Origin of the sequence: Clostridium neuense, assembly GCF_045310695.1 — a bacterium.
GTDB classification, from domain to species: Bacteria; Bacillota; Clostridia; order Clostridiales; family Clostridiaceae; genus Clostridium_S; species Clostridium_S neuense.
Genome location: NZ_JBJIAA010000004.1, coordinates 199,068 through 215,933, shown reverse-complemented (window position 1 = coordinate 215,933; position 16,866 = coordinate 199,068). Strand labels below are relative to the sequence as shown.

At 31.2% G+C, this 16,866-nt stretch carries 13 protein-coding genes; 8 read left to right on the top strand and 5 right to left on the bottom strand.

Translation table 11 applies throughout. The features are described from left to right. Window positions 1–136: 136 nt before the first annotated feature. Both ACJDT4_RS06170 and ACJDT4_RS06165 read right to left on the bottom strand, forming a co-directional pair. Entirely contained in the window at window positions 137–484 is a 348-nt protein-coding gene (locus tag ACJDT4_RS06170) for a TIGR04076 family protein (RefSeq protein WP_406786667.1), read from the bottom strand. 70 nt (window positions 485–554) lie between these two features. After that, window positions 555–1,376 carry a class I SAM-dependent methyltransferase gene (locus tag ACJDT4_RS06165; RefSeq protein ID WP_406786666.1) on the bottom strand — a complete coding sequence of 274 codons (822 nt, stop codon included), beginning with the start codon at window positions 1,374–1,376 and terminating at the stop codon, window positions 555–557. A gap of 535 nt (window positions 1,377–1,911) precedes the next feature. Between ACJDT4_RS06165 and ACJDT4_RS06160 the strand changes: the two genes are divergently transcribed. From ACJDT4_RS06160 to ACJDT4_RS06150, 3 genes are all read left to right on the top strand, one after another. Further along, window positions 1,912–2,166 (top strand): rRNA biogenesis protein rrp5, encoded by a 255-nt coding sequence (locus ACJDT4_RS06160; RefSeq protein WP_406786665.1) that lies wholly within the window; start codon window positions 1,912–1,914, stop codon window positions 2,164–2,166. A gap of 710 nt (window positions 2,167–2,876) precedes the next feature. Next, window positions 2,877–4,829: a tetracycline resistance ribosomal protection protein gene (gene tet, locus ACJDT4_RS06155; RefSeq protein WP_406786664.1), complete on the top strand. Its 1,953-nt coding sequence runs from the start codon at window positions 2,877–2,879 to the stop codon at window positions 4,827–4,829. Window positions 4,830–5,047: 218 nt separating this feature from the next. Beyond that, window positions 5,048–5,914: a hypothetical protein gene (locus ACJDT4_RS06150; RefSeq protein WP_406786663.1), complete on the top strand. Its 867-nt coding sequence runs from the start codon at window positions 5,048–5,050 to the stop codon at window positions 5,912–5,914. 279 nt (window positions 5,915–6,193) lie between these two features. Here ACJDT4_RS06150 and ACJDT4_RS06145 read toward each other — a convergent pair whose 3' ends face one another. Next, window positions 6,194–7,519 carry a glycosyl hydrolase family 18 protein gene (locus tag ACJDT4_RS06145; protein ID WP_406786662.1) on the bottom strand — a complete coding sequence of 442 codons (1,326 nt, stop codon included), beginning with the start codon at window positions 7,517–7,519 and terminating at the stop codon, window positions 6,194–6,196. A 195-nt stretch (window positions 7,520–7,714) separates the two neighbouring features. Here ACJDT4_RS06145 and ACJDT4_RS06140 point away from each other — a divergent pair, with 195 nt between their 5' ends. The 3 genes from ACJDT4_RS06140 (at window position 7,715) to ACJDT4_RS06130 (ending at window position 10,325) form a co-directional block, all read left to right on the top strand. Next, complete coding sequence (locus ACJDT4_RS06140) at window positions 7,715–8,203, top strand: hypothetical protein (RefSeq protein WP_406786661.1); 489 nt, start codon at window positions 7,715–7,717, stop codon at window positions 8,201–8,203. 146 nt (window positions 8,204–8,349) lie between these two features. Next, a complete protein-coding gene (locus ACJDT4_RS06135) occupies window positions 8,350–9,840 on the top strand; it encodes a glucosaminidase domain-containing protein (protein WP_406786660.1) in 1,491 nt (496 codons plus the stop codon). 104 nt (window positions 9,841–9,944) lie between these two features. Next, window positions 9,945–10,325 carry a phage holin family protein gene (locus ACJDT4_RS06130; protein ID WP_406786659.1) on the top strand — a complete coding sequence of 127 codons (381 nt, stop codon included), beginning with the start codon at window positions 9,945–9,947 and terminating at the stop codon, window positions 10,323–10,325. A gap of 86 nt (window positions 10,326–10,411) precedes the next feature. On the opposite strand, the gene ACJDT4_RS06125 is transcribed toward ACJDT4_RS06130, so the two are convergent. Together ACJDT4_RS06125 and ACJDT4_RS06120 are read right to left on the bottom strand one after the other, a co-directional pair. Beyond that, window positions 10,412–11,155: a DUF434 domain-containing protein gene (locus ACJDT4_RS06125; protein ID WP_406786658.1), complete on the bottom strand. Its 744-nt coding sequence runs from the start codon at window positions 11,153–11,155 to the stop codon at window positions 10,412–10,414. Next, window positions 11,156–11,434, bottom strand: coding sequence for a DUF1599 domain-containing protein (locus ACJDT4_RS06120; RefSeq protein ID WP_406786657.1), 279 nt, complete (start codon window positions 11,432–11,434; stop codon window positions 11,156–11,158). A 93-nt stretch (window positions 11,435–11,527) separates the two neighbouring features. On the opposite strand from ACJDT4_RS06120, the gene ACJDT4_RS06115 reads away from it, so the two are divergent. Both ACJDT4_RS06115 and ACJDT4_RS06110 read left to right on the top strand, forming a co-directional pair. Continuing rightward, window positions 11,528–12,040 carry a hypothetical protein gene (locus ACJDT4_RS06115; protein WP_406786656.1) on the top strand — a complete coding sequence of 171 codons (513 nt, stop codon included), beginning with the start codon at window positions 11,528–11,530 and terminating at the stop codon, window positions 12,038–12,040. Between the two features lie 784 nt (window positions 12,041–12,824). Next, window positions 12,825–16,595, top strand: coding sequence for a phosphoribosylformylglycinamidine synthase (locus ACJDT4_RS06110; RefSeq protein ID WP_479723303.1), 3,771 nt, complete (start codon window positions 12,825–12,827; stop codon window positions 16,593–16,595). Window positions 16,596–16,866 lie beyond the last annotated feature (271 nt).

The following is a 16,866-nucleotide window of genomic DNA, read 5'->3' as shown; positions in this document are numbered from 1 at the left end:
AATTATATTTTTATTTTTTGAGTATTCAACCGTACTATTTCACAATCTAAACAAATTTAAATTCCTGTTTACCAGGTTAATAAACTTAAATTTATACATCTTGGTACAAATAAATTTCAAGTTTTAGGGGGAATCTTTAATCGAAAAACTTCCCCTTATAAAAATTCTCATTTCCAAGTTTTTTTGCCGTCATCCTAAACATAACGCAGCCATCTGGACATACAACATCCTTGGTGTATTTTCCGTCTCCGCCAATATTCTGTAAATCTCCACCACTTCTGACAGCCTCCATGATTGGAAACATAATCATCATTACCTTGGAACAAATACCTTGTCCATCTTTATTTACAGGACACCCATAGGTGCAGGCATACTTATCTCCAATCTCCTCGCCATTTCGGCAATATCTTTCTGTGTGGTCACTTCGAAGAAAACCTGTCACCTCAATTTCCCATTCGTATTCTTCATCATACCATTTTTTCATAATCACCCTCCAAGCTCTAACTTATATGTTTATTATAAGTTAATTATATTATACTTTCTAAGTTATTTGTTTATTTTCTTGATACGATCATAAAATGGGGACTCATTCCCATGATTTCTTCCTCATTTTCTGTAAGCCGTGCAATGTTTAATAATCTTTCCCTGCTATTCTTATCTTCCCATTTTTCACTTAAGCAAGGTGTGAACCAGATGAGTCCCTCTATTGCGTGTTTTTGAATTGTTTCAAAGCCTACTGATTCAAGCTCTTTTTGTAAGCCTAATGGAGTATGAAAGTATGCTTGTGCAATAAAATATGGATATTCCTTTGGTCTTATATGAATACCTGATGATAATTCATTTTCAAGCATATTAGTAAATATATTATCATCTAAAAAGTTATTATCCTTCCCGTAGGTTGACAATGCCCAGGTTGTAGAACTAAATTTTGATATTCCTACTGAAAACAAAAGACCATTTTTCTTTAAAACTCTTTTTGCTTCCTTCAAGACTTGTAATCGGTCGTCTATATTTTGCAAATGATATAGTGGTCCCATAAGCAAAACAATATCTGCACTTTCATCTTCTCTGTTAATGTTTCTTGCATCACAAACTTCTGCAAGGAAGGGGTTGCTTTTATTTTGATTCTTAATTGCATATTCAACTGCCCATGGTGCTAATTCTAAAAGATGCACTTCGTTGTTCATCTCTGAAAGCCAAGAAGAATAAATCCCAATACCCCCACCAACATCAAAAATTGTATTATTAGTTTTAGTAATATATTTCTTTAATATTTCTTTTGTTCTATATAATTCAACTTTTCCAAGTCCTCTTTCTAGCCTTCCTTTTTCAGTACCAGCATTATAAAATTCTAATACTTCATCTATCTTTTCCATAGAATCCCCCCCTAATATTAAATATTTTGAGCAATTGATATCACTGAATTTAAATCAATAGTTTCTTTTATATTCTCTTCGATATAATTAACCGCACTATTTAATCGTTCTATCCATTCCATCTCTCAATGGACTAACAATAAAATGATCCATTTTAAATAATAAAGTCTCTCTTTTTCTGTCCAATAAAGAGAGGTTAGTTAAATAATCTTTAGTAAACAATAAATATAGTTAATATATGCTATAATTATAACATTAATTTCAAGATAATGTATATGTTTAGACAAATATTGGATTTTATTTGCATGGTAGACCTGTTATTAAATTAATAGACAAAAATGATGCACAAGAGAGAATATCTCATTTTGAATGGGGGGATATTGTCACATACTTTACTAACAAATAAATATAAAACTTATTTCAGTTTATTGCCAATATTTAATATATCCATTCAATAAAATTAAATTTACCTCGGAATTTTTCATACCTCTAGCATATTATATCCATAGAACACCTAAAGAAAGGAGTTATTAAAATGGATATTAATATCAACGTTAAAATCGATTGTCCCAATATTGTAAATGCAGTATTGGCTTTATCTGAAGCACTAGAGCAAATGAAAGCAGAAGTTCAGATAAATGCAGGTTTTCAAAGCCAGCCTAAAGAGGTACAAGCCATAAAGGAAAATCTTCAAAACAATGAAAAATCAAAAATACCAACTCTAGAAGAAGTAAGATCATTCCTAGCAAAACTTTCTCAAAAAGGCAAACAGAAGGAGGTAAAAAGCTAACAGAAATTTCTAAAGATAAATGTGAAGAGTTTTTTAAAGAAGCAGCAAGAATTAAGGCAGAGTAGAAAGTACAGTGAATGTGGATTTACTTTTCGTTTCCATCAGGTAAGTCTTAGAACTTAATAATGTCATCTGAGCTGAACACTCTGGTTTAACCACTTTGCGCCCATTAAGTTTGAGATTTTTCCAAGCTACTCATTCTATAGTGATTACAAATTGACATATAAATACATTTCTTGTATAATGAACACATATAGGTAGGTATATAAACTTTAAGGAGTTGTTTTTCATGCTAAAAAAAATCATAAAGGTGAAAAGTATCTAATTTAATATAAAAAAGAAGTATGTTTTTAAGGCAAAAAAAGTGTTATGTTTTTGCTTTATTTAGTGATGCTTCTTTTAAAAAGTAAAGTAACCCTGAAGCCTTGATGATTTATAATAAATTGCATTTGGCACCATTGGTTATGGTGTTTTTTTGTTACTTAAAATACCTTCAGATGTGTAATCTGATTCAGGGAAAACGCAGCATATAAGAAAAGGTAGTATTGGATTTATCACCTTACCTTTAACATCTCTTTTGCATGTGCTGAATTTTTGATAAACCGCTTCAACTATTGAAATTCATGTGCACTAAAATGCCCGGAAGACGGCATTTTAGTACAAATAAATTTCAAGTTTCAGAGTGGTTTATCTACTGAAGGGATGATATTTTGAATAAGATTAATATTGGCATAGTTGCACATGTTGATGCAGGAAAAACAACCGTTACAGAGAACCTACTGTATTTGGGCGGAGTCATAAAGAAAGCTGGAAGAGTGGATAATGGAAATACGGTGACGGATTCTATGGAGCTTGAGAGAAAGCGTGGAATTACAATAAAGTCGTCTGTAATATCTTTTAATTGGAAAAATGTAAAGATTAATATACTTGATACACCAGGACATGCGGATTTTGTGGCAGAAGTTGAACGTTCTTTAAGTGTACTTGACGGAGCGGTGCTTGTTGTTTCAGCAGTTGAAGGAGTTCAAGCGCATACTTTAATGCTTTTTAAAGTTTTAAAGAAGCTTAAACTTCCAACGGTTATATTTATAAACAAACTTGATAGAAGTGGAGCTAACTACAAAAGAGTTATAGAAGAAATGAAAAAGGTTTTATCACCTAATATAATAGGAGTTCAAAATGCACATAAACAAGGTACTCATGAGCTTGAAGTGGAAAGGCCATATTCTTATAATAGTATGGGAGAAATTATAGAAAGTTTATGTGATATTGATGATAAGTTTTTGGAAGCATATATAAATGATGAAAAAATTGAAAGAGCATATGTTAAACAAAGAATACAATTTAAAGCAAGAGATGCAAAGCTTTATCCTGTATTAATTGGTTCGGCATTAAAGGAAATTGGCATGCAGGATTTAATGGAGGCTGTAGTTAAATATTTGCCATATTCAAAAGGCAATGAGGAAAGCATGCTTTCTGGAGTTGTATTCAAAATTGATAATTCAAAAATGAATAATAAAAAAACTTATGTGAGATTATTTAATGGAAAAATAAATGTAAGGGATAAGCTTTCTATATTTGGAAAGGAAAATGATGAAAAAGTTAAAAGGATAGATGCACTTTTAAATGGAAGGAACCTAGAAAGTGAAACCTTAAGAGCAGGAGACATAGGGATTTTATATGGGATTAAAGGCGCTAAAATAGGAGACATTGTAGGATTAAGGGATAAAAAAATTAAAGCTATAAATTTAGCAGAGCCGGTTTTAAAGGCTAAAATTATTCCTTTAAATGAACATGAAAATATAAGGTTATATGAAGCTATTTTAATGCTTGCTGAAGAAGATCCTCTTCTAAAATATGAAGCTTCGGAGGATCAAAAGGATATTTATTTGAATTTTTTTGGAGAAGTTCAAATGGAGGTTGTAAAGGCAATACTTGAAAGCAAATATAATATAAAAGTTAAATTTGAAAAAGCACTTACCATATATAAAGAAACTCCACAAAAGGCAGGTACTGCAGTAACACATATATTTACAGCTGAAAATCCCTTTTATGCAGGAATTGGAATAAAGGTTGAGCCAATTAAAAGAGGAGAGGGCATAAAGTATGTATCAGATGTTACTACAGGATATTTGCCAAAGACCTTTCAAAATGGTATAGAAGATGGAGTGTATGAGGCTCTTACACAGGGACTTTATGGCTGGGAGCTTACGGATATTAAGGTTACACTTATTCATGGAGCCTTTGATAGTGTTATGAGTACTCCAGCGGAATTTAGAAATTTGGCACCTATGGTACTTATGGAGGCTGTAAATAATGCTAAAACTCAACTTTTGGAACCTTTATATGAATTTGAACTTAAAATTAATGAAGAGGTTTGCGGTAGAGCTATTTCAGATCTTACAAGACTTAGAGCTAAATTTGATAATCCAATACAACTAAATAAAGATATTTTGCTTCAAGGGCTAATTCCTGTAAATACTTCACGAGACTATAATTTGGAGGTTGCATCCTATACAGGTGGGAAAGGTATGTTTGTTACAAAGTTTTATGGCTTTCACGAAATACAATTTAAACTTGGAGAAACACGAGAAAAGCATAAGATAGATCCTTTAAATAAAAAAATGTATATTATGTATAAGAGAAACGTTTTAAAAAGATAGAAATAGGTGAAGTAATATTGATTTGAAGTTAGTGATATAATTAAAGATAAATAAACTTGAAATTTATTTGTATTCAAATGCCGTCTTCTGAGCATTATGGTGCACATGAATTTCAATAGTTGAAGCGGTTTATCTATAGAACATATATTAATTATTGATTGGTTACACAATCCTTGGAAATGACGAAACAAAGATTAATTTTCTTGGGGAGGCTATTAGTGATAAACGATAATTTGAAGGCGAATTATATTAAATTTAGGAATTATGGTGAAAAAGCCAAGATTGTCGAGTTGTTGACATATGCATTAAAAAGTGAGGATTTCAATGATGAGGAACGTTGCTGGGCATTGTGGAACATTTCTGATAATTTAGCAATGTTGAGAAAATCTGATAATGAATTAGATAATCATAAATTATTTGAGAAACAAATTTTACAAATGGATTCTAAATATTTACATTGGATTGTTTCAGACGGAACACAGAAGATGACTTTAATGGTTGGTGGGTATGAGGAATATTGGTTTGACTTATACAAATTTGCTTGTAAACAATCATCCAAAACGATAGAAAACAGACGAATTCGCTTTGAATCTCACAGAGCTTCAATTGCAACGCCAATGAAAATTCAATATAATTTCAACAAAGAAAATTCTATTTTAGCATTAGATAATATGAAAAATATGCTTCTTGAATTGAAAGATGACTATAATTATAAATTTTATGAAATAACATATTTTACTCAACATATTGGTTTGGATGCTTTACTTGGAAGTGTTTCTGATACTGTTATTGAAGAATCTATAAATAGTTTTTCAAATATTGTTGATTTACTGTTTTATGATAATAATGAGCATGATGATAACAATGAATACTTGCTTGGTTCATGGCAACAACTAAATGGTAAACGATCGAAATATAATCAATCAAGGGCTGGGGTAGGAAACTATATTATTTCACTTGTGAATGCTGGAAAATATAAAATTGCTCTTAATTGCTATGAAAAAATAGTGCCATTCAATTTATCTATTAGCAATTATTTTAACAGCAAAATTCAATTAGCAAAATCAAAATGTAATATCTTATAATTAATTTATATATTTTCAATATTATTTTAAATAATGTACTATAAAGATTCATGATAAAACTCCGTAGGTACGGATGAATTTTTTCCTTGTACTAACATGTGAGTGGAATAATGTTGATTAGGGATAGTTTAAATAAAGCTTTATAAATCTTAGATGATGAATCGTAAAAGTCTTAGAACTTTCAATCTGTTTGAGTCAAAGATGAGCTATTGAAAGTTCTTAGAAATTTAGGATTCATTAGCTTTATTTAATGTTTCAAATCAACATTATTCCCCACAGTTATCTACTGAACTTAGTTTTGATGCTTGTCCAGTAATCTGCATTTTCGAGTCCAAGTCTCCAAATAGCTATGCCAGATAAATTATATGAATTTACTAAATCCAGCTTGTAATTTAGGCTTTGAGAATTTTCAAACCACACACTGTGGATGATGCCAGTTGAATCTGTATAGTTAAAGTAAGGAGATTGTGATACAGAATCCCACTTTATACTACTAGCAGTAGTTAAAGCTAAATTGTAAATTCCAGAAATACCATAAGCTTTTGTTGAAGTTGATGTCCAATCATATCCATAGGCAGCTGTTCCAAGTAAGATTTTTTCCCTTGGTATTACAGTAACGGCGTATTTGATTACGTTTTCTACCCAGCCAATTGAAGCTATAGCACCAGGTGTCCCGCCAGGATAGTGCTCATCGTAAGTCATTAGCACAATTTGGTCTGAATAATTTGGAAGAGCAGCGTAATCATAAGCACCATTCCAGGAAGCACTTGGGCTGTCGCTGGTCTTTGCAGGAACTGCCATTGTTACGTAAAAACCTTGGGGATGAAGAGTAGTGTAAAGCTCGTTCATAAAGGCTGTAAGGTAACTTCTATCATAATAATATACACCTTCAAGGTCTATGTTAACACCTTTGTAGCCATTTAATTTTAAGGCATTTACTATATTGTTTATAAGATTTGTTCTGTTTTGGGAAGTTTCCAATAAGGATTTTGCTATTGCTCCATCAAAATTGTTTGTTATCATAGCAAAAGCCTTAATTCCATTGTTATTTGCATAGGTTATTTGATTTGTTGGTATTAAGCCTGAAATATTTCCAGTGCTATCTGCTGTATAAGTATCAGTTGCAATTTCATCAATAGTTGATGTATTTGCTGTCATTGAATTGTAAGAAGAACTATCTCCAGAATAGTAGTAGGTAGCGTAACCTAAAACTAATTTCTTTGAAATAGTTGATGTTGGTAGAGTTGCAATACTTATGTGCTTAGAATCTAAAGAGGTACCATAGGAATTATAGGCCCTAACAAAATACCAATAGGTTGTATTTGGCTGCAAAGCTGTATTCTTATAAGTATTAGTTGATAAAGTTGCTATTAAAGTATAATTTGAATCGTAAGAGGTTGCCCTATACAATTTGTAACCAGCTGCACCTAAAGAAGTTGCCCAGCTTAAAGTTGCGTCGCTGGAGGTTACATTTGAATAGGTTATAGAAGCTGGAGCTAATGGTGTAGAACCGGTCTTGGAAGACTTTGCTAAAATATAGCCTGGGTTTAAAATTAGTACAGTAATTAGAAGTACAGCCATAAAAAGTTCTTTGCAGCGTTTCATTGTAAATCACTCCTTTTTTATATAGTGATAAATATATCGACCAAAAACGACAAAAAATTTACTGGTAAATAATTGTTTTAAGCCCTTAAAATTCATTGATAAGTTTACTATACTAATTGTTAAATATAGTATAAAATCTTATTAGAGAGAGAGAATTTGATATATTATTGATTGTAAAAAAGGAGAAATATATAAATGAATAAGAAGATAAAATTAGAAGAAGACCGTTATAGTCAACCTACAGTAATAATAGACGGAGAAAAAATACCACTAATATTAAAAATTAAAACTGAGTATGCGCAAGAAAACGATAAATTGTTTTACGAGTTTCATATACTGGGCAATATTATTGAAAAGCAAGTAAAGTGTTGCGATTTTAATGACATAAATCTATACAACGAGCTTTTGAAATATTTACAAATATTCAAAAAATACCATCTAAAATGGAGTAATGGTGGTAGATATAGTAATATGGGTACTTTTTCAATTGAAGAAACTCAATATAAATATAAAAAAGAGTATCCATGTGGTGGTTTTTCATGTGATTATAGCAGAGACTATATAGCTGTTACTTATATTGATAGCGATAAATGGGTTGTTATTGGAAATCCAACATTAGATAAAAATATGAATATACTTGATGATAGGTTTTACGAGATAATAAAAGAAAAAATGAAAGTTTAGTACAGGAAAAGTACTTTTATTCAGTATTATATATGAATAATCCTATCTGTAATTTTACAAGTTATATTTCAACGCTATTTTAAAACATAGCCTAGAACTTAAATATTATCAACTGTTCATATATACGAAGGGGGGCAATCATGGTGATGAAAAGATTATTAACTGCAGCTGTTTTTGTTTTATTAGTTTTTATGCCTAAAACTGTACAAGCAGTAGATGTAAACGTTTTTCCGGCAAAAGTAGATATTGATATGAATAAGGAGTGGAAAATAACCTTTAGTAAGGCTATAGACGTGGCATCAATTAACTCATATAATTTTAAGATTATGGATAATACTAGAGATGTTGGTGTAAAGGTAAAAGCGGATAAAAGCAATCCTAAAGTAGTAATTCTGGAACTTCCAACTCTCGGATATGTTCCTGGAAAAACTTATACTTTAAGTGTAAGCCCAGATGTAAAATCTCAGGATGGAAAAGCTTTAAATATTCCAGTAAACATGAATTTTACTACGAATTCTGCTATGGCGGATGGAACAAATTACAATGGACTTCCAGTGGTTTATTCATGCAGTATGTTAAATAAAATTTTAACTACAAGTGACAAGCTTTCGCTAAATTTGAAGGCTTCAGGAGATAAGGTAAAGTATAGAATATTTTTGTACAAGTTTAATTATACGGGATATAACTTTGAAAAATATAAGGAGCTTACAACTGGATATACCAGTGCTGTGGATGCTGCAGATTATAATTTTCAGTATAATAATTCAATTGATGAAGGAGATTATAAGGTTGTAGTATATGTTAAAGGTCAAAGCAGTGTAATTGGAGCAAATGAGGATGGAAACACGGATTTTGATAATTACTATACTAATTATGCTAGATGTATTAAAAATGTTATAGGAAATTCTAATATGCAAAATATAACCTACAAAAACTACAGTATTGGTTTTGATAAAATAGTAAATCAGCAGGTTGCTTCAAATTCTTCTAAATATGAAATAAAAACCTACTGGAGTGATGGAAGTAAAAATATTATTTCGTATTATATGAATCCAGACAACTTTATGGATGATGTCGGAAAGTATATGTTTATGAAAATTGATAAAACTTTAGATAATGTGACTGCGGAGGATTTAAACTTGGTGCTCAAAGGAAAAGGAACCTTGGAAGGAATGGGACAAACATTTATTGATGCTGCAAATAAGTATAAGCTTAATGTTGTATATATTGTGTATCATGCACTTCATGAGAGTAACAATGGAAAATCAAATCTTGCTTCTGGAAATATACAAGTTCAGGGAAAAAGTACATATAATTTTTTTGGCATAGGAGCATATGATTCGGACCCAGATAAAAACGGTGCTAAGTATGCCTATGACAATGGATGGTTTACTCCAAAGGATGCACTTCAGGGAGGAATTGAGTTTATAGCCGAGAAGTATATTTATAGTACAAATTCTGCTTTTTCTGACAGGAAAACTCTTTATACTATGAAATGGAATCCTTCTTATCCAGCAGCTTATGAATATGCTACTGATGTTCAGTGGGCTTACAATATATCTAAGTTAATATATAATTCTTTTAAACAAATTTTGGATAAAAATAACATAATTTATGAAGTGCCAAAATTTCAGTAATAAATTCCTCTTAAAAATTTAAAAAAACATATTATATTTCTTAATAATATGGGCAACATAAATATATTCTTAATATTTATTGATTTTTTAGGAGGGATTTTACTATGGCAGATAGTAATAATGATGATAAAAAAGTAGCACGTTCAAACAGTGGAGGCTTTGGTCATTGGCTTGGTAGATTGGCGATTACAGCTGTTATATTAGCTATAACTTCATATTTAACGCCGGGCTTTAGCATTAGAGGTTTATGGTCTTTTTTATTAGCAGCAGTTGTTATAACAGTAATAGATTATTTTGTTGAATCCTTTATGGGAGTTGATGCATCTCCTTTTGGAAAAGGATTAAAAGGTTTTGTTATTTCAGCTATAATAATATACCTAACTCAATTTTTAGTTCCAAACATGAGAGCATCAATACTAGGAGCAATATTAGCAGCTCTTGTTATTGGAATAATAGATGCAATTATTCCGGGAAGGGCAATGTAATTTTACTGCGAAGATAGTTTATTATAATAAAAATGGAAAGGAGATAAACTCCTCTCCATTTTTATTTTACAATTAAAAGCTGCTGTTTATAGTGTGGTATGACTTAAGTTTACGAGTTTTGCATTTGGAACATAATCCTCTATTATTTTTCTAGCAAGGTTAAACCAGCTTTTACACTTATCAAGTATTATTGAATCTGAGGTAACAACTCTTCCAGTATTACAAAGTATCATGTCAGCATTTGGAACAAGATCAACACTAGTACTGCAGTGCCATGAAATGGAATGAAGCAGTATCCTTTCCTTAAGTCGTCCGGAATTTGAAACAGGTGAATCAAGAAAAAATTTAACATTTTTAGCCTTAAAGTCGTTAAAGGCCTTACCTAGTATTTCTAGGGCTTTGTCTGTTTTATCTATAAGGCGGTAACTTCCTTGAATACCTGCAATATCTCTTACTGTACTATCATTTCCAATTACCAGTATACCTCCAGAAAGAGCCACCTCCATAGTGATTATTAAGTTGAAGCCATCTATATATATGTTATCATCTTTAATATTTTCACAGGGAATGCTTTTTAAAATTCTTCTTTCAATATCTTTTTTTGAACCAGTAGAGCGTTTTAAAGCTTGACGCTGGCGAATAGAAAATTGATAGTGACCTCCAACAAAATTCATTATGGAATTTATACTGTAGTTCCTGTTAAGAAGCCAAAATACTTCTTCTTGAGCTTTTTTTAATTTTAAAATTTCCTCTTTAGAAAACCATCTTGAATCTTCAGCATCAAATCCTCGTTTTGCTATTCTAAGCGTAAAATTCTCATCATCGTCCAACTAAGACACCTCTTTGTCTTTTTCAAGCTCAATTATAGTCATTATACTGTAATTAGCAAGATCCATAAGAGTATCTATTATACTTTCATCTTTAACTTCAGCTTCATTTTTTATGAGCTGCTTAAATCTTTGGAGTTTATCTTCTAATCTTATAGCGGGCATTATAGGACCGTACTCTTCAAAGCCTTTTCCGAAGCTGTCGCCATAATCCTTGTTTTTAGCTGCGTAAAGCTTATTAAGTCTTTCACATATTTCCTTGTGTTTATCAACCTTATTCATATGCAAAACTCCTTTCTTTTAAAATATTATACAATAACTTTTTTCAATATGATATAATTATGTATAGAATTTTTGTAGTTCGGAGGTGACAATGTGGAGAATAATATTAAAACATTTACTTCAAAAAACAGTTACAAATCATTGGTAGCAGATGCTGGATTAGTTTTACTTACAGTACTTGCTAACTTAAAGGATAAATTTTCAATGCTTGGCATTATTTTTATGGCAGTTGTAGTTATTTATGTAATTTTTGATATAACTTGTACAATATACAGGTATAAGATGACAAAGCATAAAAAAATACCTGATTTAGCAATTGATTCCGAAAAGGTAATCATATATAGTGGATTTCCTGTTAAAAAAACTGAGATTAAATTTAGCGAAATGGAAAGTATATTTGTTCCAAAATGGGATAGACTTATAGAAATTAAATTGAAAAATAAAACTAAGGCAAATATAAATTTAGCTACATATAGTCATGAGGATGCAACTGAAATAAAAAATATATTTAATGAAATACAAGCTAGGGTTATCCTTAAAGATTTCGGTAAAAAGGATAAGCCTAAAACCTATCATAATGTTAACGGAAAATGTTATACAAAGTAACAATGCTTCGTCACATAAACATTCGCGGGGTTTGGGCGTAAGCCCATTATCCTTCTAGAATAAGATAAAAGTACTTTCAATAATAAGCCCTATAAATCTAAGGTTCAAAAAATAATAAAATACTAAGAAATTTCAATAACTCGCTGAAAAAATGCTCATACAATTGAAATATCTAAGTATTTTACAATTTTTGAACTGAGATTTATTAGGACTTTTTTAAATCGTTCCTTCAGCATTGTTACTTTGTTCCGCCGGGAGTGCAAGGAAAAGATTCTTCCGTGCCTACGGAATTTTGAACTTGAATTTTTGTAATCAATTAAATTTTTTTATTTTAGATTTATTAGTTTTATTGGATATGTTTTTTAGGGTATACTGTAAAAAATATATCAAAATTCATAGATTAGGAAGTCAGATTATGAATAATAAATCTATAATCAAATATAGTCATATAATCATAGTGAGGTAAACTATAAAAGTTTATATTGTCCTAAATGTCACAAGAAAACTATGTGCAAAGGTGTTTTAAAACAATAAATATAACTACAATTATAATTTAAGAGGGATTGCATGATCCCTCTTAAATTATATAATATTTTCAACACCATTTTAAAATAGAGCGGTTTTATTTAATATCCTATTATGCACTTATTTTGCATGATTTTTTAATGAATTACGTAAAAAGCTTTAAATTTCTATAAAAATGTATTATAATATTTACATCAATACGAATTATATTGTTTATTAATAAAAAAATGTTCGTAAAAAGTTAAGGAGAATGTAGATTATGCTTGATAAAGATATGGTTAGAAGAATATTTGTTGTTAAGAAGGAAGGCTTTGATGTTGAAGCAAAAGGAATTCTTAAGGACCTTAAAGAAAATCTAGGTGTAGATGGACTTGAAAAAGTATCTGTTTATAACAGATATGATGTGTCTGGCATAACTGATAAGGAATATGAAGCTGCAAAAAAAATAGTGTTTTCAGAAAGTACAGTAGATGAAGCTTACGATGAAAAAATAAATATAGGACAAGATGAAAAGGTATTTGCAGTAGAATTTTTACCAGGACAATACGATCAAAGAGCAGACTCAGCAGCACAGTGTATGCAGATACTTACAGGCAAAGAAAATGTCACAATAATTTCTGCAAGAGTAATCGTACTAAAAGGAAATGTAAGTGAAAGCGACTTTGAGAAAATAAAAAAATATATAATCAATCCTGTAGATTCAAGAGAAGCATCCCTAGAAAAACCTTCTACATTAAAAGTTCAATATAATCTTCCAGATACTGTTGAAACAATTGAAAATTTTATAAACTTTAGTGAAAGTGAATTAGAGGCATTTCTAAAAGCTAGAGGACTTGCAATGAGTCTTGATGATTTAAAATTCACTAGGGAATATTTTAAAAATACAGAAAAAAGAAATCCAACAATTACAGAAATAAAGGTTATAGATACCTATTGGTCAGATCACTGTAGACATACAACTTTCCAAACTAGATTAAATAATATAAGATTTGAAGATGGAAAATACTCAAAAGTAGTTAAAGCTGCATATGAAGATTATCTTGAAACAAGAAAAGATGTTTATGGAGATAAAAAGAAAGAGTTGTGCTTAATGGACATAGCTGTTATAGGCATGAAAGCTCTTAGAAAAGATGGATATCTTGATGATCTTGATGCATCTGACGAAATAAATGCTTGCAGTATTGTTGTTGATGCAGATATAAATGGTAAAACTGAAAAATGGCTTGTTATGTTTAAAAATGAAACTCACAACCATCCAACAGAAATTGAGCCATTTGGTGGTGCCGCTACTTGTCTTGGTGGTGCAATAAGAGATCCATTATCAGGAAGATCTTATGTATATCAAGCTATGAGAGTTACAGGAAGTGGAGATCCTAGAACAAAAATAGAAGATACAACAAAGGGAAGACTTCCTCAAAAGAAAATAACGCTTGGAGCTGCTCATGGTTACAGTTCTTATGGAAACCAAATTGGTCTTGCAACAGGTCAGGTTTCAGAATGTTATGATGAGGGCTTTATAGCAAAGAGAATGGAAGTTGGAGCTGTAATTGCGGCTGCACCTAAGGAAAATGTTGTAAGAGAAGAGCCAAAGCCTTCTGATGTAGTTGTTTTACTTGGTGGTAGAACTGGAAGAGACGGCTGCGGTGGAGCAACAGGTTCTTCAAAGGAACATACAGTAAGTTCACTAGAATCTTGTGGTGCTGAAGTTCAAAAGGGAAATGCGCCAACTGAAAGAAAACTTCAAAGATTATTTAGAAACAAAGCTGTAAGCACCATGATAAAAAGATGTAATGACTTTGGAGCAGGCGGAGTTTCTGTAGCTATTGGAGAACTTACAGATGGACTTGATATAAACCTAGATTTAGTTCCTAAAAAATATGAAGGTCTTGATGGAACAGAACTTGCAATTTCAGAATCTCAAGAAAGAATGGCAGTTGTAGTAACTAAAGAAAATGCTAAGAAATTTATAGAATATGCTGAAAAAGAAAACCTTGAAGCTGTAGTTGTAGCAAATGTAACAGACAGTAAGAGACTTAAACTTTTCTGGAAGGGAAATGCTATAGTTAATGTTACAAGAGAATTCCTTGACACAAATGGTGTTAGACAAAATACAGACGTACTTGTAGAAGCACCTTGTGAAAAGCACAGCTATTTTGATAAAGAAGCAGCAAGTAAAGACGTAAAAGAAAAATGGTTAAACACTCTTTCTGATTTAAATGTATGCAGTCAAAAGGGACTTTCTGAAAGATTTGACAGTACTATAGGAGCAGGAACAGTTTTAATGCCTTTTGGTGGAAAATATCAAGAAACACCTGCTGAAGGTATGGCTGGTAAACTTCCTGTACTTGAAGGAGATACTACAACAGGAACAATAATGACTTATGGATACAATCCTAAAATAGGAAAATGGAGTCCTTTCCACGGAGCAATGTACGCTGTAGTTGAATCACTTACTAAAATTGTATGTATGGGCGGAGATTATAAAAAATCAAGACTTACTTTCCAGGAATATTTTGAAAGACTTAATAAAGATGAAGAAAAGTGGGGAAAACCTTTTGCAGCACTTCTTGGTGCGCTTTATGCTCAAAAGGAATTTAAAACACCTGCAATTGGAGGAAAGGACAGTATGTCTGGAACCTTTATGGATTTAACTGTACCCCCAACTTTAGTTTCTTTTGCAGTTAATGTTTTAAATGTTAACAAAGTAATATCACCAGAATTTAAAAAGATCGGCAGCACAGTAGTTTTAGTTAAAGCTTTAAGAGATGAAAATGAAATGCCTGTATTCTCTAACCTTAAGGCGAACTTTGATAAGGTTCATGAACTCATGGAAAAAGGATATGTTCTTAGTGCTCAAAGTGTTAGAAATGGTGGTATTTGTGCAGCAATAAGTAAGATGACATTTGGTAACAGAATAGGCTTTAAATTAAATGAAGCTTCAAATGCAGATTTATTTGCAGAAGATTATGGTTCAATAATACTTGAAGTTTCTTCAGATTTAGATTTAAAAGAAGCTTTTGGAGAAACTAAATATGCTTTACTTGGAACAACTGAAAGAGAATATGAAATTGATCTTGGAAAAACTGTAATTGACTTAAAAGAAGCTTATGCAGCTTGGACAAATACTCTTGAAAAAATATTCCCAACAAAAGCAGAAGTTCCTGAAAAACCAGAAATAAACGTAGAGCCTAAATATGAAAATACAAAGGTAAGCATATTAAACAAGATTGCAAAGCCAAAAGTATTTATTCCTGTATTCCCTGGAACAAATTGCGAATATGATTCTAAGAGGGCCTTTGAAAAAGCCGGCGCAGAAGTGAGTACAGTTGTATTTAGAAACTTAAAGGAAAGCGACATTGAAGCTTCTGTAGAGGAATTTGTAAAAGAAATAAGAAAATCTCAAATAATAATGCTTCCAGGCGGCTTTAGTGCTGGAGATGAACCAGATGGTTCTGGAAAGTTTATAGCAGCAGTATTTAGAAATGAAAGAATTAAAGATGAAGTTATGAAATTATTAAATGAACGTGATGGACTTATGCTAGGAATTTGTAACGGCTTCCAGGCACTTATAAAACTTGGACTTGTTCCATACGGTGAAATAAGAGAAATAGATGATAAATGTCCTACTTTAACTTACAACACAATAGGAAGACACGTATCTCAAATGGTATATACTAAAATTGTTTCAACAAAATCACCTTGGTTCTCAAATGTAGAAAAGGGAGATATACACTGCATACCTGTTTCCCATGGTGAAGGAAGATTTGTAGCTAGCTTAGAACTTACAAAGAAGCTTATGGAAAATGGTCAGGTTGCAACTCAATATGTTGATTTAAGTGGAAACTTAAGCTATGATACTAAGATTAATCCTAATGGTTCTGTTTGCTCCATAGAAGGTATAACTAGTCCAGATGGAAGAATACTTGGTAAGATGGGTCACTCAGAAAGATTTTCAAGCAACACTTACAAGAATATATTTGGAAATCAAGATCAGAAGATATTTATGAGTGGAGTAGAATACTTTAAATAAAATTGCGAAGTAAGTGTATCGCAGGATATTAAATAAAATTAATAAATCTAAGATAAAAAACTTTAAAAGCCTAAGAAGTTTCAATAACTCGCTGAAAAAATGCTCAGACAATTGAAACATCTAAGGCTTTTAAAGTTTTTTGCCTAAGATTTATAAAATTTTATTTAAACCATCCTACAATACACTTACTTCGCATTACACGGTGGTGCAAAGAAAAAATTCCTCCGTACCTACGGAATTTTCGAGTGAATCTTTATAGTAATGTATAGTA